The sequence below is a fragment of the Pseudoduganella namucuonensis genome (assembly GCF_900116645.1).
GTDB lineage: Bacteria > Pseudomonadota > Gammaproteobacteria > Burkholderiales > Burkholderiaceae_D > Rugamonas > Rugamonas namucuonensis.
On record NZ_FPBO01000013.1, the window covers coordinates 104,424 to 122,251 of the forward strand.

The 17,828-nt window shown below is 67.6% G+C and carries 18 protein-coding genes; 17 read left to right on the forward strand and 1 reads right to left on the reverse strand.

The genetic code is table 11. From position 1 onward, the window contains the following. Window positions 1-164: 164 nt before the first annotated feature. Window positions 165-1,112: a phenylacetic acid degradation operon negative regulatory protein PaaX gene (paaX, locus tag BM436_RS15645; protein ID WP_093556462.1), complete on the reverse strand. Its 948-nt coding sequence runs from the start codon at window positions 1,110-1,112 to the stop codon at window positions 165-167. Between the two features lie 204 nt (window positions 1,113-1,316). On the opposite strand from paaX, the gene paaA reads away from it, so the two are divergent. The 17 genes from paaA (at window position 1,317) to paaZ (ending at window position 17,827) form a co-directional block, all read left to right on the forward strand. Beyond that, window positions 1,317-2,306: a 1,2-phenylacetyl-CoA epoxidase subunit PaaA gene (gene paaA, locus BM436_RS15650; protein ID WP_093556463.1), complete on the forward strand. Its 990-nt coding sequence runs from the start codon at window positions 1,317-1,319 to the stop codon at window positions 2,304-2,306. An 11-nt stretch (window positions 2,307-2,317) separates the two neighbouring features. Further along, complete coding sequence (gene paaB / locus BM436_RS15655; RefSeq protein ID WP_093556464.1) at window positions 2,318-2,602, forward strand: 1,2-phenylacetyl-CoA epoxidase subunit PaaB; 285 nt, start codon at window positions 2,318-2,320, stop codon at window positions 2,600-2,602. Window positions 2,603-2,615: 13 nt separating this feature from the next. Next, window positions 2,616-3,368: a 1,2-phenylacetyl-CoA epoxidase subunit PaaC gene (gene paaC / locus BM436_RS15660; RefSeq protein WP_093556465.1), complete on the forward strand. Its 753-nt coding sequence runs from the start codon at window positions 2,616-2,618 to the stop codon at window positions 3,366-3,368. Then, window positions 3,368-3,916, forward strand: coding sequence for a 1,2-phenylacetyl-CoA epoxidase subunit PaaD (gene paaD, locus BM436_RS15665; protein ID WP_093556466.1), 549 nt, complete (start codon window positions 3,368-3,370; stop codon window positions 3,914-3,916). Before paaC ends, paaD begins: the two co-directional genes overlap by 1 nt. A gap of 4 nt (window positions 3,917-3,920) precedes the next feature. Further along, entirely contained in the window at window positions 3,921-4,997 is a 1,077-nt protein-coding gene (paaE, locus tag BM436_RS15670; RefSeq protein WP_093556467.1) for a 1,2-phenylacetyl-CoA epoxidase subunit PaaE, read from the forward strand. Window positions 4,998-5,017: 20 nt separating this feature from the next. Next, the gene (gene paaG / locus BM436_RS15675) at window positions 5,018-5,809 is read left to right on the forward strand and encodes a 2-(1,2-epoxy-1,2-dihydrophenyl)acetyl-CoA isomerase PaaG (protein WP_093556468.1); all 792 of its coding nucleotides are present in this window, start codon (window positions 5,018-5,020) and stop codon (window positions 5,807-5,809) included. Between the two features lie 2 nt (window positions 5,810-5,811). Continuing rightward, window positions 5,812-7,374, forward strand: a complete 1,563-nt coding sequence (gene paaH / locus BM436_RS15680) for a 3-hydroxyacyl-CoA dehydrogenase PaaH (RefSeq protein ID WP_093556469.1) — start codon at window positions 5,812-5,814, stop codon at window positions 7,372-7,374. Continuing rightward, on the forward strand, window positions 7,367-7,840 hold the full coding sequence (paaI, locus tag BM436_RS15685) for a hydroxyphenylacetyl-CoA thioesterase PaaI (RefSeq protein WP_093556470.1): 474 nt from the start codon (window positions 7,367-7,369) through the stop codon (window positions 7,838-7,840). The genes paaH and paaI overlap by 8 nt, the downstream gene beginning before the upstream one ends. A gap of 34 nt (window positions 7,841-7,874) precedes the next feature. After that, window positions 7,875-9,194, forward strand: coding sequence for a phenylacetate--CoA ligase PaaK (gene paaK / locus BM436_RS15690; protein ID WP_093556471.1), 1,320 nt, complete (start codon window positions 7,875-7,877; stop codon window positions 9,192-9,194). Between the two features lie 9 nt (window positions 9,195-9,203). After that, on the forward strand, window positions 9,204-10,409 hold the full coding sequence (gene pcaF, locus BM436_RS15695) for a 3-oxoadipyl-CoA thiolase (protein ID WP_093556472.1): 1,206 nt from the start codon (window positions 9,204-9,206) through the stop codon (window positions 10,407-10,409). A 191-nt stretch (window positions 10,410-10,600) separates the two neighbouring features. After that, on the forward strand, window positions 10,601-11,749 hold the full coding sequence (locus BM436_RS15700; protein ID WP_093556473.1) for an ABC transporter substrate-binding protein: 1,149 nt from the start codon (window positions 10,601-10,603) through the stop codon (window positions 11,747-11,749). Between the two features lie 12 nt (window positions 11,750-11,761). Beyond that, window positions 11,762-12,637 (forward strand): branched-chain amino acid ABC transporter permease, encoded by an 876-nt coding sequence (locus tag BM436_RS15705; protein WP_177307222.1) that lies wholly within the window; start codon window positions 11,762-11,764, stop codon window positions 12,635-12,637. Continuing rightward, window positions 12,634-13,569 carry a branched-chain amino acid ABC transporter permease gene (locus BM436_RS15710; RefSeq protein WP_093556474.1) on the forward strand — a complete coding sequence of 312 codons (936 nt, stop codon included), beginning with the start codon at window positions 12,634-12,636 and terminating at the stop codon, window positions 13,567-13,569. The genes BM436_RS15705 and BM436_RS15710 overlap by 4 nt, the downstream gene beginning before the upstream one ends. Before the next feature lie 4 nt (window positions 13,570-13,573). Beyond that, complete coding sequence (locus tag BM436_RS15715) at window positions 13,574-14,329, forward strand: ABC transporter ATP-binding protein (protein WP_093556475.1); 756 nt, start codon at window positions 13,574-13,576, stop codon at window positions 14,327-14,329. An 8-nt stretch (window positions 14,330-14,337) separates the two neighbouring features. Next, window positions 14,338-15,069, forward strand: a complete 732-nt coding sequence (locus BM436_RS15720) for an ABC transporter ATP-binding protein (RefSeq protein WP_093556476.1) — start codon at window positions 14,338-14,340, stop codon at window positions 15,067-15,069. Between the two features lie 79 nt (window positions 15,070-15,148). Next, the gene (locus tag BM436_RS15725; RefSeq protein WP_093556477.1) at window positions 15,149-15,760 is read left to right on the forward strand and encodes a phenylacetic acid degradation protein PaaY; all 612 of its coding nucleotides are present in this window, start codon (window positions 15,149-15,151) and stop codon (window positions 15,758-15,760) included. A gap of 21 nt (window positions 15,761-15,781) precedes the next feature. Continuing rightward, window positions 15,782-17,827 carry a phenylacetic acid degradation bifunctional protein PaaZ gene (gene paaZ, locus BM436_RS15730; protein ID WP_093556478.1) on the forward strand — a complete coding sequence of 682 codons (2,046 nt, stop codon included), beginning with the start codon at window positions 15,782-15,784 and terminating at the stop codon, window positions 17,825-17,827. Window position 17,828 lies beyond the last annotated feature (1 nt).

Genomic DNA, 17,828 nt, shown 5'->3' on the forward strand with positions numbered 1-17,828 from the left:
TGGCCGTTCAACGTCGCGGAACGATCCACTTTACGACTGGGTTTGCATGCGATCAAGAGAAGATTTCCGATGCGAAATAAACAACACCGGGGCCGCGCGGCTTGACAAGGCGATACGCCGGTTTGCCGGGCGCGGCGCGGCCGGCGCTAGCATCCGGCTAGCCCCTACCCTCGGTCCGGGGACGGGCGCAGGCCGCCGAAACGCTCGTCCAGGCTGGGGTCCGCCTCGGGCGCGTCCGGGTCTTCGCGGCGCAGGGTGGTGGTGATGTGCGCCTCGGCCGCCTCGTACACCAGCACGTAGAGCCGCCGCGCCAGCTCGTAGGCCTTGGCGCCCGGCCAGGGTTCGGGCAGCAGTTCCATCGGCAGGTGCGGGTCGTGCAGCTGGACCCGGCGGTAGGCGTGCGCCAGCAGGGTGCGGATCACGAAGGCCTGCTCCGGCTCGGGCGCCGGTCCGCCGTCCAGCAGGGCCAGCAGCGGCTGGAACTGGGCGATGAACCGCTGGTAGCCGTCGATCACGCCGCCCAGGTCCCAGCCGTCCACGATCAGCTCGCGCAGCGGGCGGCCGTGGCGCACGCCCGGCATGCTGGCGCCCCGGCAGACGAAGACCTTGTCCTGCGTGCCGGTGCGGGCCAGCAGGTCGTCCAGCGTGTCGGCGTCGCCGGCCGGATGGCCGAACACGCCCGGCGACACCAGGCTGTAGCCCTCCCACAGCAATTCCTTGCGCAAGGTGCCGCGCTCGGCGGCGCTGATGTTGCCGTTGCCGCTCAGGACGAAGGTCCAGTTGCCGTCCCACTCGCGCTGCGGTGGCGCGTACACGCGGCGGTAGGCGCGCGTGAAGCGGCCCTGCGCGGACGGCGGCACCGCGTACGAGGAGCGGCGTCCGTCGCGCTGCGAGGCCAGCCAGCCCTCCTGGGCCAGCCGGAACACGGAGGTGCGCACCAGCCGGTCGTTGACGCCGAGCGGGGCCAGCAGCTCGATCAGGCTGCCCAGCCAGACGGTGCCGCCGTGCGGCACGATGCTGTCGCCGAAAATGGTCATCACCAGGGATTTGGAGCGGGGCGGATCGCTGGCCAGGAAGTGGGCGATCCATTCGTTGCTGTTCAGGTTGTTCATCGTTGCGGACTACGCGTGATTTCTCTCAAGACGGGAGTTTACTTTGCTCCGGCTTCGGCGCAGCATTATTTTTCTTCTACGTGGACAAAACGGCAGTATTGCGCCGTAAAAGGATACGGATTTTTAATTTGAGTCAAAAAAAACGTATGCAAAGTTAAATTTGTATCGTATTATCGATCCATACCTTGAACGAGGAGACAGATCATGTACGCACAGATGGTGGAAACGGGGCTGAAAAACGTCCGTTCCCTCGACGACATGGGCGCCGAGGAGCGCGCCTTCCAGGCCAGGATCGACGACGGCGTCAAAATCGAGGCCAAGGACTGGATGCCGGACGCCTACCGCAAGACGCTGATCCGCCAGATTTCCCAGCACGCCCATTCGGAAATCGTCGGCCAGCTGCCCGAGGGCAACTGGGTGACCCGCGCGCCCACGCTGAAACGCAAGTCCATCCTGCTGGCCAAGATCCAGGACGAGGCCGGCCACGGCCTGTACCTGTACAGCGCCGCCGAGACGCTGGGGGTGTCGCGCGACGAGCTGCTGGCGGCCCTGCACAGCGGCAAGGCCAAGTATTCGAGCATCTTCAACTATCCGACCCTGAGCTGGGCCGACATGGGCGCCATCGGCTGGCTGGTGGACGGCTCGGCCATCATCAACCAGATCCCGCTGTGCCGCTGCTCGTACGGCCCGTACGCCCGCGCCATGATCCGCGTCTGCAAGGAGGAATCCTTCCACGCGCGCCAGGGCTACGACATCATGATGTCGCTGGCCAAGGGCACGCCGGAGCAGAAGGCCATGGCGCAGGACGCGCTGAACCGCTGGTGGTGGCCGTCGCTGATGATGTTCGGCCCGTCCGACGCGGAATCGGTCAACAGCGCGCAGTCCGCGCAGTGGCGCATCAAGTTGTTCTCGAACGACGAGCTGCGCCAGCGCATGGTGGACCAGACCGTGCCCCAGGCCGAATACCTGGGCCTGACCATCCCCGACCCGGACCTGCGGTTCAACGCCGACACCGGCCACTATGAATTCGGCGAGATCGACTGGAGCGAGTTCCAGGCCGTCCTGAAGGGCAACGGCCCGTGCAACCGCGACCGCCTGCGCACCCGCGTCAAGGCCTGGGACGACGGCGAGTGGTTCCGCGACGCGCTGGCGGCGCACGCCGACAAACACAAAGAAGACAAGGCCGCGGCCTGAGGAGACATGAGATGAGCAAAGAATGGCCATTGTGGGAAGTATTCATCCGTAGCCAGCACGGGCTGGCGCACAAGCACGTGGGCAGCCTGCACGCGCCCGACGCCGCCATGGCGGTCAACAACGCGCGCGACGTCTACACCCGCCGCAACGAGGGCGTGAGCATCTGGGTGGTGCGCGCCGCCGACATCGTCGCCAGCAGCCCGTCCGACAAGGAGGCGCTGTTCGAGCCGGCCAACAGCAAGGTCTATCGCCACCCCACCTTCTTCCCGATGCCGGAAGAAGTGAAGAACCTGTAAGCGGGCGGACACCATGGACGATATCGTTACTTATCTCCTGCGCCAGGGCGACAACGCCCTGATCCTGAGCCAGCGCCTGTCGGAGCTGTGCGGCAAGGGCCCGGCGCTGGAGGAGGACATGGCGCTGACCAACGTGGCGCTGGACCTGCTGGGCCAGACCCGCATGTGGTACGCCTACGCCGCCGAACTGGAAGGCGCGGGCCGCGACGAGGACCGGCTGGCCTACCACCGCGACGCGCACGATTTCAGGAACTGCCTGCTGGTGGAGCAGAACAACGGCAACTACGCCGACACCATGATGCGCCAGTTCTTCTTCGACACCTGGCACTACTTCCTCATCGGCGCGCTGACCAGGTCCGGCGACGCGCGCGTCCGCGAGATCGCCGAGAAGTCGCTCAAGGAAGTGACCTACCACCTGCGCCGCAGCGGCGACCTGATCGTGCGCCTGGGCGACGGCACGGACGTCAGCCACGCCAAGACGCAGGCGGCGGCCGACGAGCTGTGGATGTACACGGGCGAATTCTTCAACTACGACGCGGTGGACCAGGCCATGGTGGCCGCCGGCGTGGCGCCCGCGGCCGAGCCGCTGCGCGCGCAATGGCTGGCGCACGTGGGCGACATCTTCGGCGAGGCGACGCTGGCCATGCCGTCGCCGGAAGCGTGGATGCAGAAGGGCGGCAAGCAAGGCCGCCACAGCGAGCACCTGGGCTACCTGCTGGCCGAGATGCAGTTCCTGCAGCGCGCCTATCCCGGGGCGGAGTGGTGATGAGCGCCGCCGCCGCCGGCGCGGTCGGCGTGGACCAGGTCTGGTCCTGGCTGGCCGAGGTCCCCGATCCCGAAATCCCCGTGATCTCGGTGGTGGACCTGGGCATCGTGCGCGACGTCGCCGTCGATGGCGACGGCGGGTGCACCGTCACCATCACGCCGACCTACTCGGGCTGCCCCGCCATGCAGGTCATCGCGGACGCCGTCACGGACGCGCTGCGCGAACGCGGCGTCCGGCGCGTGGAACTGCGCACGCGGCTGTCCCCCGCCTGGACCACCGACTGGATGAGCGAGGAGGGCAAGGCCAAGCTGAAAGGCTACGGCATCGCCCCGCCCGCGCAGCGGGTCGTCGACATCAGCGGCCTGCGCAAGGGCGGCGACCTGGCGGCCGGCGTGAAAAGAGGCGCCATCGCCAAGCCGAAAGTCGTTTGCCCCCACTGCGGCTCCAGCCACACCGAAAACACCAGCCAGTTCGGCTCCACGCCCTGCAAGGCGCTGTACAAGTGCCTCGATTGCCGCGAGCCCTTCGACTACTTCAAGTGCCACTAAAAACATGAGCAAATTCTATCCGCTGTCCGTCGCCGGGGTGAGCCAGGAAACGCGCGACTGCATCGCCGTCACCTTCGCCGTGCCGCCCGAACTGGAAGAGAGCTTCACATACCAGCAAGGCCAGCACCTCACGCTGCGCGCCCGGATCAATTCGGAGGACGTGCGCCGCTCGTACTCGATCTGCTCGGCCGTGCAGGACCATGCGCTGCGCGTGGCCATCAAGCGCACCGCCGGCGGCCTGTTCTCCACCTGGGCCAACGACGTGCTGAAACCCGGCGCGGTGATCGAGGTGATGCCGCCCATGGGCCACTTCAACGTGCCGCTGGACGCCGCCAACCGCAAGAACTACATGGCCTTCGCGGCCGGCAGCGGCATCACGCCCATCCTGTCCATCATCAAGACCACGCTGCTGGCGGAGCCGGACAGCCGCTTCACGCTCTTCTACGGCAACCGCGCCTCGTCGTCGGTGATCTTCAAGAACGAGCTGGCGGACCTGAAGGACATTTACACGGAGCGCCTCAACATCGCCTACGTGATGAGCCGCGAGCAGCAGGACATCGAACTGTTCAACGGCCGCATCACCAAGGAGAAGGCCCGGCAGTTCCTGCAACACTGGGTGCGCGTGGAGGACTACGACACCGCCTTCATCTGCGGCCCGGAGGACATGATGCACGGCGTCTCGGAGGCGCTGCAGGAAGCGGGCATGCCGAAATCGCACATCAAGGTCGAGCTGTTCGCGGCCAGCATCCCCAAGCACCAGCACAAGCCGCGCCCGCAGGCCGAACTGGGCGCCGGCCTGACCGAAGTGACCGTCGTCATGGACGGCAACCACAGCACGTTCATGATGGACAAGGACAAGGAGTCCATCCTGGACGCGGGCCTGCGCGCCGGCATCGACATGCGCTACTCCTGCAAGGGCGGCGTGTGCTCCACCTGCCGCTGCAAGGTGCTGGACGGGAAGGTGGACATGGACGTGAACTACGCGCTGGAGGACTACGAGATCGCGCGCGGCTTCGTGTTGAGCTGCCAGAGCTTCCCGGTGACCGACAAGGTGGTCGTGGACTTCGACCAGCACGAATAAGAACCATAGGAGGAGACGCCATGAACTATGAAAACATCCTGTTTGAGATCAAGAACGGCATCGCCAAGCTGACGCTGAACCGTCCCGACAAGTTGAACAGCTTCACCCAGGCCATGCACCTGGAGGTGCGCGACGCGCTGGGCCAGGTGGAGCGGGACAAATCGGTGCGCGTGTTCGTGCTCACCGGCGCCGGGCGCGGCTTCTGCGCCGGCCAGGACCTGTCCGACCGCGCCGTGGAGCCGGGCGCTCAGGGCGTGGACCTGGGCGAGTCGGTCGAGAAGTTCTACGCGCCGCTGGTGCTCGCGCTGCGCAACCTGCCCATGCCGGTGATCTGCGCCGTCAACGGCGTGGCCGCCGGCGCGGGCGCCAACCTGGCGCTGGCCGCCGACATCGTCATCGCCGGCAAGTCCGCCAGCTTCGTCGAGGTGTTCTGCAAGCTGGGCCTGATCCCCGACACCGGCGGCACGTGGATCCTGCCGCGCCTGATCGGCATGGCGCGCGCCACCGGCCTGGCCATGCTGGGCGAGAAGCTCACCGCCGACCGCGCCGAGCAATGGGGCCTGATCTGGAAGGCCGTGCCGGACGAGGTGCTGATGACCGAGGCCATGGCCATGGCCGGGCACTTCGCCGCCGCGCCCACCAAGGGCCTGGCCTTCACCAAGAGGGCGCTGCAGGCCAGCTATGGCAATTCGCTGCCCGAACAGCTCAAGCTGGAGGGCGAGATGATGCGGGAGCTGGGCCACAGCCACGACTACCGCGAAGGCGTCGCCGCCTTCATCGCCAAGCGCACGCCTGAATTCAAGGGGGAGTGACCATGGCCGCATTGGACAGGAACAGCGTCGTCGCCATTATCGGCAGCGGCGCCATGGGCGCGGGCATCGCCCAGGTGGCGGCCGCCTCCGGCCACACCGTCATGCTGTACGACACGCGCGCCGAGGCGGTGCACAAGGCCATCGCCGACATCGCCAAGGTGTACGCGAAACTGGCCGAGAAGGGCCGCATGACGGCGGCCGACGCGGACGCCGCCATCGCGCGCCTGCGGGCCGCGCCGGCGCTGGGCGACGTGGCCGGCGCCGCGCTGGTGGTGGAAGCCATCATCGAGAACCTGGACGTCAAGCGCGCGCTGTTCGCGGACCTGGAGGGCGTCGTCGGCGACGGCTGCATCCTGGCCACCAACACCTCGTCCATCTCGGTGACCGCCATCGCCGCCAAGTTGCGCCGTCCGCAGCGCCTGGTGGGCATGCACTTCTTCAATCCGGTGCCGCTGATGGCGCTGGTGGAGGTGATCAGCGGCCTGGCGACCGACGCCGCCGCGGCGCAAACCGTGTTCGACACCGCCGCCGCCTGGGGCAAGAACCCGGTGCACGCCAAGTCCACGCCCGGCTTCATCGTCAACCGCGTGGCGCGCCCCTATTACGCCGAGGGCCTGCGCCTGCTGAACGAGCGGGCGGCCGATCCCGCCACCATCGACGCGGTGATGCGCGAGGCCGGCGGCTTCCGCATGGGCCCGTTCGAGCTGATGGACCTGATCGGCCACGACGTGAACCATTCCGTCACCCAGTCCGTCTTCAGCGCCTACTACAACGACCCGCGCTTCACGCCGTCCGTGATCCAGCAGGAACTGGTGAACGCCGGTTTCCTGGGCCGCAAATCGGGGCGCGGCTTCTACGCCTACGGTGAAGGCGCGGAAACGCCGCGGCCGCGGTCCGAGGCCGCGCAGCCCAAACCGGAATTCGTCAGCTACAGCCTGGAGCCGGGAACCGGCGCTTCCGCCAACACCGATGCCGTGCTGGCCCGCTTCCAGGCGCATGGCATCGAGGTCAGTCAGCGCACGCTGGTGGAGAGCCACAGCCATACGCACGACGCGGCGCCGGCCTTCCACTGCAACGGCGCCGCCGTCTACCTGACCGATGGCCGCAGCGCCACCCAGCGCGCGCGCGACAACAAGCATCCGGACACCGTGGTCTTCGACCTGGCGCTGGACTACGCCCAGGCCACCCGCATCGCCATCGCGGCGTCGGACCAGTGCAAGCCCGCCGCCTGCCAGGCCGTGGTGGGCCTGTTCCAGGCCTGCGGCTTCACCGTGACGAAACTGGACGACGTGCCCGGCCTGGCCGTGATGCGCACCGTCGCGATGCTGGCCAACGAGGCGGCGGACGCCGTCCACCAGGGCGTGTGCAGCGCCGAGGGCGCGGACATCGCCATGCAAAAGGGCGTGAACTACCCGCGCGGCCCGCTGGCCTGGGCCGACGCCGTCGGCATCGGCCACGTGGTGGCCGTATTGAACAACCTCGCGGCGAGCTACGGGGAGGACCGTTACCGCGTGTCGCCGCTGCTGCGCCGCAAACTGGCCGCGGGAGCGAAATTCCATGCGTAACGACGCACCCTTGAACGATGCGGCTGTGAGCGCGGCCGACGAAGCGCTGGCGCTGGCGCGGGCGGCGGGCAACTCCATGTTCGCCCGCGACCGCGCCACCCAGGCCATGGGCATGCAGCTCGCCGAGATCCGGCCGGGCTATGCCCGCATGACCATGCCGGTGCGCTTCGACATGATCAACGGCCACAACACCTGCCATGGCGGCTACATCTTCGCGTTGGCGGACAGCGCCTTCGCCTTCGCATGCAACAGCCACAACCAAAACACGGTGGGCGCGGGCTGCACGATCGAGTACCTGGCCGCCGGCCGCCACCACGACGTCTTGACCGCCGAGGCGGTGGAGCTGGCGCGGGCCGGCAAGAGCGGCGTCTACGACGTCCGGGTCAGCAATCAGGATGGCGTCACGCTCGCCCTGTTCCGCGGAAAATCGCTCCGCGTGACGGGCGAGGTGGTGCAGCAGTCCTAAGAATTAGTTCGAGAAGAAAACCGAGGAGACAGCAATGGTTCAACGTAATCCCGCCCCGGGCGACCTGGAGCCGATAGAGCGCGCCGGCAGGGACGAGCTGCAGGCGCTGCAACTGGAGCGCATGAAATGGTCGCTGAGGCACGCCTATGAGAACGTGCCGCACTACCGCGCCGCGTTCGACGCCGCCGGCGTGCACCCGGACGACTTGAAGACGCTGGCGGACATCGCCAAGTTCCCCTTCACCGACAAGAAGACCCTGCGCGACAACTACCCCTTCGGCCTGTTCGCCGTGCCGCGCGAGAAGGTGGTGCGCATCCACGCGTCCAGCGGCACCACCGGCAAGGCCACCGTGGTCGGCTATACCCAAAACGACATCGACACCTGGGCCAACGTGGTGGCGCGCTCCATCCGCGCCGCAGGCGGCCGCGCCGGCGACATGGTGCACATCTCCTACGGCTACGGCCTGTTCACCGGGGGGCTGGGCGCGCACTACGGCGCCGAGCGCCTGGGCTGCACCGTGATCCCCATGTCCGGCGGGCAGACCGAAAAGCAGGTGCAGTTGATCCAGGACTTCAAGCCCAGCATCATCATGGTCACACCGTCGTATATGCTGAACATCATCGAGGAATTCCAGCGCCAGGGACTGGACGCGGCCGATTCCTCGCTGAAGGTGGGCATCTTCGGCGCCGAGCCGTGGACCGACGCCATGCGCGCCGAGATCCAGGCCCGCGCCGGCATCGACGCGGTGGACATCTACGGCCTGTCCGAGGTGATGGGCCCCGGCGTGGCCAGCGAATGCATCGAATCGAAGGACGGCCCGGTGATCTGGGAAGACCATTTCTACCCCGAGATCATCGATCCCGAAACCGGCGAGGTGCTGCCGGACGGCTCGGACGGCGAGCTGGTGTTCACGTCGCTGTCCAAGGAGGCGCTGCCCATCATCCGCTACCGCACGCGCGACCTCACGCGCCTGCTGCCCCCCACCTCGCGCTCCATGCGCCGCATCGGCAAGATCACCGGCCGCTCCGACGACATGCTGATCATCCGCGGCGTGAACGTGTTCCCGACCCAGATCGAGGAACTGATCTGCAAGATGCCGAAACTGGCGCCGCAATACCAGCTGGTGGTGAGCCGCGACGGCCACCTGGACAAGCTGGACGTGATCGCCGAGCTGCGGCAGGAAGCGGGTCTGTCCGCGAACGAGGTGGAGGCGCTGGCGCGCGAACTGGAACACCACATCAAGACCCATGTCGGCGTGACCACCCGCGTCAGCCTGCAGGCCGCGAACAGCATCGAACGCACGCTGACCGGCAAGGCCAAGCGCGTGATCGACAAACGCCCCAAAACCACTTAAGGAATGAAGATGAACGAAGCCTTTATCTGTGACGCGGTACGCACGCCGTTCGGCCGCTACGGTGGCGCCCTGGCCGGCGTGCGCGCCGACGACCTGGCGGCCGTGCCCATCGCCGCGCTGATGGCGCGCAATCCGGGCGTGGACTGGACCCAGGTGGACGACGTCCACTACGGCTGCGCCAACGGCGCCGGCGAGGACAACCGCAATGTCGGCCGCATGGCCGCGCTGCTGGCGGGCCTGCCGGTGGAGGTGCCGGCCAACACCATCAACCGCCTGTGCGGCTCCAGCCTGGACGCGGTGGGCATCGCCGCGCGCGCCATCAAGTCCGGCGAGGCGCAACTGGTGATCGCGGGCGGCGTGGAATCCATGACGCGCGCGCCCTTCGTGATGGGCAAGGCCGACAGCGCCTTCTCGCGCAGCGCCAAGATCGAGGACACCACCATAGGCTGGCGCTTCGTCAACCCGCTCATGAAGGCCATGCACGGCATCGACTCCATGCCCGAGACGGCGGAGAACGTGGCCGAGCAATTCAACATCGGCCGCGCCGACCAGGACGCGTTCGCCGTGCGCAGCCAGCGGCGCTGGGCCGCCGCCCACGCGGCCGGTCACTTCAAGAGCGAGATCGTGCCGGTCACGATACCGCAACGGAAGGGCGAGGCCAAGGTGGTCGACACCGACGAGCATCCGCGCCCGGACACCACGGTCGAAATGCTGGCCAAGCTGAAAGGCGTGGTCAGGCCGGACGGCTCCGTCACCGCCGGCAACGCCTCCGGCGTGAACGACGGCGCCTGCGCCATCCTGCTGGCCTCCGCCGTCGCGGTGGACAAGTACGGCTTGAAGGCGCGCGCCAAGGTGCTGGGCATGGCCACGGCCGGGCTGGCGCCGCGCATCATGGGCTTCGGCCCGTCGCCCGCGTCGAGGAAGGTCCTGGCGCAGCTGGGGCTGACCATCGGGCAGATGGACGTGATCGAATTGAACGAGGCGTTCGCCGCGCAGGGCCTGGCCGTCACCCGCGACCTTGGCCTGGCCGACGACGCGCCGCACGTCAATCCCAACGGCGGCGCCATCGCCATCGGCCACCCGCTGGGCGCGTCCGGCGCGCGGCTGGTCACGGCGGCCCTGAACCAGCTGGAACGCACCGGCGGCCGTTACGGCCTGTGCACGATGTGCATCGGCGTGGGGCAGGGCATCGCGCTGGTGATCGAACGCGTTTAAAACCAACCGCGTAAAGCAGGGGTCAGACCCATTGGGTCTGACCCCGGAATTTGCCTCTGGTTTGCAGCACGAAAAACGTGGTCTGTCCCTGGTTTTACGAAAAACGTGGACTCGGCGTCCCCGTCTGTCCCCGGTTCTACCCGGTTTTAAAGCATTTTTTGATCATTCTAATAATTAATGGAGACACAAAAATGTTCACGAACTTCCTCAAGAAATCCGCCATCGCCGCCGCCATGCTCCTCGCCGCGGGCAGTGCGCTGGCGCAGAACATCAAGATCGGTTCCGTGCTGTCCGTCTCCGGCCCGGCCGCCTTCCTGGGCGACCCCGAGTTGAAAACGCTGCAGATGTACGTCGAGAAGATCAACGCCGAGGGCGGCGTCCTGGGACGCAAGCTGGAGCTGGTGCATTACGACGACGGCAGCGACGCCGCCAAGGCCAACGGCTTCACCAAGCGCCTGATCGAGTCCGACAAGGTGGACGTGCTGATCGGCGGCACCACCACCGGCGCCACCATGGCCATGGCCCCGCTGGTGGACAAGGCCGGCCTGCCCTTCATCTCGCTGGCCGGCGCCGTGGTGATCATCGACCCGGTGAAGAAATGGGTGTTCAAGACTCCCCACACCGACCGCATGGCCGCCGAGAAGGTGTTCGAGGACATGAAGAAGCGCGGCATCGCCAAGGTGGGCCTGCTGTCGGAGACCAGCGGCTTCGGCGCCTCCGGCCGCAAGGAATCGCAGGCGGTCGCCTCCAAGTATGGCATCACGCTGGTGGCCGATGAAACCTACGGCCCCAAGGACACCGACGTCACCGCCCAGCTCACCCGCATCAAGAACACCGCCGGCGTGCAGGCGGTGTTCGTGTTCGGGCTGGGGCAGGGGCCCGCCGTCGTCACCAAGAACTACGGCCAGCTGGCGATGACCGCGCTGCCGATGTACCAGTCGCACGGTGTCGCGTCGGACGAGTACATCAAGCTGTCCGGCAAGGCCGCCGAGGGCGTGCGCCTGCCCACCCCGTCGCTGCTGATTGGCCAGATGCTGCCGGCGGGTGACGCGCAGAAGGCCATCGTCACCGGCTACGACAAGGCCTACCGCGACCGCTACAAGGTCGAACCCTCCACCTTCGGCGGCTACGCGCTGGACGCGCTCAACCTGTCCGTCGACGCCATCAAGCGCGCCGGCGGCACCGACAAGGAAAAGGTGCGCTCCGCGCTGGAGCTCACCAAGGGCTTCGTCGGCACCACCGGCGTGTTCAACATGAGCGCCGCCGACCACATGGGACTGGACCTGTCCGCGTTCCGCATGGTCGAGGTCAAGAACGGCGACTGGCAGTTGCTGAAATAAACGGGACCAGCCATGCTCGCCCAGTTCCTCCAGTTCCTGTACTCGGGAATGACGGTCGGCTCCGCCTATGCGCTGGCGGCGCTCGGCTTCACGATCATTTACAACACCAGCGGCGTGATCAACTTCGCCCAGGGTGAATTCATCATGCTGGGCGGGATGCTGGCCGCCATGATGGCGGGCGCCGGCGTGCCGCTGCCGCTGGCCATCATCGGCGCCGTCATCCTCACCGGCGTGGTCGGCCTGGTGATGGAGAAGGCGGTCATCGAGCCGGCGCAAAACGCGCAGGTGGTCACCCTGATCATCATCACCATCGGCGCCTCGCTGGTGATACGCGGCCTGGTGCAGATCTGGCTGGGCAAGGGCACGCACGCGCTGGCGCCGTTCTCCGGCGACACGCCCATCATGATCCTGGGCGCCAGCCTGCTGCCGCAAAGCCTGTGGGTGCTGGGCGTGACGCTGCTCATCGTCGGCGCGCTGGGCTGGTTCTTCGGCCGCACGCTGCTGGGCAAGGCCATGCTGGCCACTTCGCACAACAAGCTGGCGGCGCAGCTGGTGGGCATCAACACGCGCCGCGTGCTGCTGCTGTCCTTCGGCCTGGCGGCGCTGCTGGGGGCCCTGGGCGGCATCCTGGTCGCGCCCATCACCTACACCTCCTACGACGCCGGCATCATGCTTGGCCTGAAGGGCTTCGTGGCGGCGGTGCTGGGTGGGCTGGGCGGCGGCGTGGGCGCCATCGCGGGCGGGCTGATACTGGGCGTCGCCGAGGCCATGACGGCGGGCTACATCTCGTCCGCCTACAAGGACGCGGTGCCCTTCGTGCTGATCCTGCTGATCCTGTTCTTCATGCCGCGCGGCCTGTTCGGCGCCAAAGTCTCGGAGCGCGTATGAGTAACGCCTTGTTCCCACGCCATCGCGGCCTGCTGATCCTGGCCCTGGTGCTCGCGCTGCTTCCGCTGGCGCTGCCCAACGCCTATTACTTCGACGTGGCGATCCGCATCGCGCTGAACGCCGTCGTCGTCATCGGCCTGAACCTGCTGATGGGCTACACGGGCCAGATCAGCCTGGGCCACGCCGGCTTCTACGGCCTGGGCGCCTACGCATCGGCGGTGCTGACCACGCATTTCAACTGGCCGCCGCTGGGCGCGCTGGCCGCCGGCGCCGCCGCCACCGGCCTGCTGGCCTTCGCGCTGGCGCGTCCCGTGCTGAAGCTGAAGGGACACACGCTGGCCATGGCCACGCTGGGCCTGGGCATCATCATCTCCATCGCCATCAACAACGAGGGGCAATGGACGGGCGGCCCGGACGGCATCGCCGTCAACGCCTTCTCCGTGCTCGGCCTGGAAGTGGCGGGCGAGAAGCAGTGGTACGCGGTGGCCGCCGCCTTGCTGCTGCTGGTGACCTGGCTGGCGCTGAACCTGATCGATTCGCCGGTTGGCCGCGCGCTGCAGGCCATCCACGGCTCGGAGGTGGCGTCGCGCGTGGTCGGCATCGACACCACCCGCTTCAAGGTGCGGGTCTTCGTGCTGTCGGCGGTGCTGGCCAGCATCGCGGGCAGCGTCAGCGCGCACTACATCGGCTTCATCACGCCGGGCATGGCGGGCTTCTTCCATTCCATCGAACTGGTGACGATGGTGGTGGTGGGCGGCATGGCGTCCGTGTTCGGTTCCATCCTGGGCGCGGCGCTGCTTACCCTGCTGCCGCAGGTGCTGTCCGCCTTCGAGGGCTGGGAAGTGGTGGTGTTCGGCGCGATCCTGATGGCCACCATGATCTTCCTGCCGCGCGGCCTGGTGCCCAGCCTGGCGCGGCGCGCGAAAGGCTGACCCGATGCTGACCATCCAAAACCTGAGCAAGAGCTTCGGCGGCGTGCACGCGGTGCAGGACGTGAGCTTCACCATCAAGGAAGGCGCCATCCACTCGGTGATCGGTCCCAACGGCGCGGGCAAGACCACGCTGTTCAACCTGATCACCGGCGTGTACACGCCGACCAGGGGCGAGATCATGCTGCGCGGCGAGAACGTGTCCGGCCTGTCGCCGGACATCCTGGCGCGGCGCGGCATGAGCCGTACTTTCCAGAACCTGCAGATCTGCCTGAACATGACGGCCATCGAGAACGTGATGGTGGGCGCGCATCTGCGGCTGAACCAGAACCTGTTCGCGTCCATGCTGCGGCTGCCGTCGGTGCGCAAGGCGGACGCGGAATGCCGCGACGAGGCGGCGCGGCTGATGGAGTTCGTCGGGGTGGGCCAGTACCTGGCCGCCGAGGCGAGCCAGATGCCTTACGGCGCGCTGAAACGCCTGGAAATCGCGCGGGCGCTGGCGGCGCGGCCCAGGGTGCTGCTGCTGGACGAGCCGGCGGCGGGGCTGAACCACACCGAGACCGGCGAGATCGAGGCGCTGATCCGCAAGGTGGCGCAGTCCGGCGTGACGGTGGTGCTGGTGGAGCACGACATGAAGCTGGTGATGAATTTGTCCGACCACATCCTGGTGCTGGACTACGGCAGGAAACTGGCCGAGGGCACCGCCGCCGAGGTCCGGGCCAATCCGGACGTGGTGGCGGCCTATCTGGGGGCCGCGGCATGAGGGACGCCATGAAAAACGATCACACGGGAAGCCCGCTGGTGTTGCAGATCAAAGGCCTCACCAGCCATTACGGCCGCATCCAGGCGCTGCACGGCATCGACCTTGAGGTGCGGCAGGGGCAACTGGTGGCGCTGGTGGGCGCCAACGGCGCCGGCAAGACCACGCTGCTGCGCGCCATCTCCGGCGTGCAGCCGGTGAGCGGCGGCAGCATCCACTTCCGCGGCGAGGACGTGACGCGCGCCAGCGCGGACCGCCGCGTGCGGGCCGGCATCTGCCAGGTGCCGGAGGGACGCCAGGTGTTCGGCCCCATGTCGGTGGAGGACAACCTGCGCCTGGGCGCCTACACCCGCCCGAAAGGCGAGGTGGAGGCGGACATGGAGCGCATGTTCGCGCTGTTCCCCGTCTTGAAGGAGAAGCGGCTGCTGCTGGCGGGCACGCTGTCCGGCGGTCAGCAGCAGATGCTGGCCATGGCGCGCGCGCTGATGGGGCGTCCCTCCGCGCTGCTGCTCGACGAGCCCAGCATGGGGCTGGCGCCGCTGCTGATCGCGGAGATCTTCCGCATCGTCGCCGGCCTGCGAGACCAGGGCATCACCATTTTCCTGGTGGAGCAGAACGCGCACGCGGCGCTGTCGATCGCGGACGTCGGCTATGTGATCGAGACCGGGGCCATCACGCTGTCCGGCCCCGGTCCCGAGCTGTTGAGGAATGAACGGGTGCAAAGCGCCTATCTGGGCATGTAAACCAACGGCAAATTCCGGGGTCGGACCCAACGGGGTCTGACCCCGGCCTCTGCCTCTGGTTTTGAATGAAGGAACAACTATGGTCAAGGTTTATGAACTGAACGGCATCCGCCCCGTGGTCGATCCCACGGCGTATGTCCATCCCACGGCGGTGCTGATCGGCGACGTCATCATCGGCCCGCGCTGCTACGTCGGCCCGCTGGCCTCGATGCGGGGCGACTTCGGCCGCCTGATCCTGGAGGCCGGCGCCAACCTGCAGGACGGTTGCGTGATGCACGGCTTCCCGGGCTGCGACACGGTGGTGGAGGTGGACGGCCACATCGGCCACGGCGCCGTGTTGCACGGCTGCCGCGTGGGCCGCAACGCCCTGGTGGGCATGAACGCCGTGGTGATGGACAACGCCGTCATCGGCGCCGAGAGCATCGTCGCGGCGATGAGCTTCGTGAAGGCCAACATGCAGGTGCCGCCGCGCAGCATGGTGGTGGGCACGCCGGCGCGCGTGATGCGCCAGGTGTCCGACGACGAAATCAAATGGAAGAGCGCCGGCACCGCCCAATACCAGGAACTCACCGACCGCTCCCTCGCCACCATGCGCGAGGTGGAGGCGGCGACCGAAGTGGAACCGGACCGCAAGCGCATGGAATGGGAAACCTCCCTGCCGCTGCATCTGCACAAGAACGCGACTGAATAAACTCACATTGGAGAACTAGTAATGGCACCAACTCTGCAAAGCCTGATCGCCGGCCAATGGCATGGCAAGGAAGCCGCCACGCCGCTGCACAGCGCCCTGAACAACAGCCTGATCTACCACACCCACGCGGAGGCGATCGACTTCGCCGAAGCCGTGACCTACGCCCGCAAGACCGGCGTGCCGGCGCTGATGAAACTGGACTTCCAGCAGCGCGCGCAGCGCCTGAAGGCGCTGGCCACCTACCTGATGGAGCGCAAGGAGGAGCTGTACAAGATCTCGCACCTCACCGGCGCCACCCGCGCCGACAGCTGGGTGGACGTGGAAGGCGGCATCGGCACCCTGTTCGCCTACGCCAGCATGGGCAGCCGCGAACTGCCCTCGTCCAACGTGCTGCACGAGGGCCCGGCCATGGCGCTGGGCAAGCGCGGCGGCTTCGCCGGCACCCACATCCTGGTGCCGCGCGGCGGCCTGGCGGTGCACATCAACGCCTTCAACTTCCCCATCTGGGGCCTGCTGGAAAAGTTCGCGCCCAGCTTCCTGGCCGCCATGCCCTGCATCGGCAAGCCCGCCACCGCCACCAGCTACCTGACCGAGGCGGTGGTGCGCATGGCGCATGAATCCGGCCTGCTGCCGGAAGGCGCGCTGCAGCTGGTGATCGGCAGCACCGGCGACCTGCTGGACCGCTTGTCCGGCGCCGACGTGGTGACCTTCACCGGCTCCGCCGACACCGCCGCGAAGCTGCGCACCAACCGCAACCTGATCGCCAACTCGGTGCCTTTCACCGCCGAGGCGGACTCGCTGAACTGCGCCATCCTGGCGCCGGACGTGACGCCGGACGATCCCGAGTTCGACCTGTTCGTCAAGGAAGTGGCGCGCGAGATGACCGGCAAGGCCGGCCAGAAGTGCACCGCCATCCGCCGCATCATCGTGCCGCGCGACCGCGTGGACGCGGTGGCCGAGCGCCTGCGCGAGCGGCTGGCGAAGGTCACCGTCGGCGACCCGTCGGTGGAGGGCGTGCGCATGGGCGCGTTGGCCTCCAGGGACCAGCAGCGCGATGTCGCCGAGCGTGTGGCCTTGCTCTCGCGGGGCAACGAGGTGGTGTTCGGCGCGAACGACGGCTTCAAGTTGATCGGCGAGGGCGTGGCCGAGGGCGCGTTCTTCCCGCCGACGCTGCTGCTGTGCCGCGACGCGCGCGCCAACGACGCGGTGCACGACGTGGAGGCCTTCGGCCCCGTCAGCACCATGATGACTTACGAGGGCATCGATGAGGCGCTGGACCTGGCCGCGCGCGGCAAGGGCAGCCTGGTGAGCACGCTGGTGACCAAGGATCCGAAGATCGCCGCCTACGCGGTGCCGATGGCGGCGGCCTCGCACGGCCGCGTGCACATCCTGGACCGTGAGTCGTCGGTGGACTCCACCGGCCACGGCTCGCCGCTGCCGCAGCTGAAGCACGGCGGTCCCGGCCGCGCGGGCGGCGGCGAGGAGCTGGGCGGCATCCGCGCTGTGCGCCACTTCCTGCAGCGCGCGGCGGTGCAGGGCTCGCCGACCATGCTGGCGGCGGTGACGGGTGAATACGTGCGCGGCGCGGCCGTGCGCGAAAGCGAGCTGCATCCCTTCCGCAAGCACTTCGAGGACCTGCAAATGGGCGACTCGCTGCTGACGCACCGCCGCACCGTGAGCGAGGCGGACATCGTCAACTTCGGCGGCGTCTCGGGCGACTACTTCTACATGCACTTCGACGAGATCGCCGCCAGGGACACGCAGTTCGGCAAGCGCATCGCGCACGGCTACTTCGTGCTGTCGGCGGCGGCGGGCCTGTTCGTGTCGCCCGCGCCGGGTCCGGTGCTGGCCAACTACGGCCTGGACAACCTGCGCTTCATCACTCCGGTGGCGATCGGCGACACCATCCGCGCGCGCCTCACCTGCAAGCGCAAGGTCGACCGCAACCGCACCGACGACAAGGGCGTCGGCCAGGGCGTGGTGGCGTGGGACGTGCAGGTTACCAACCAGAACGACGAGCTGGTGGCCAGCTACGACATCCTGACGCTGGTGTCGAAGAAGGCTTGAG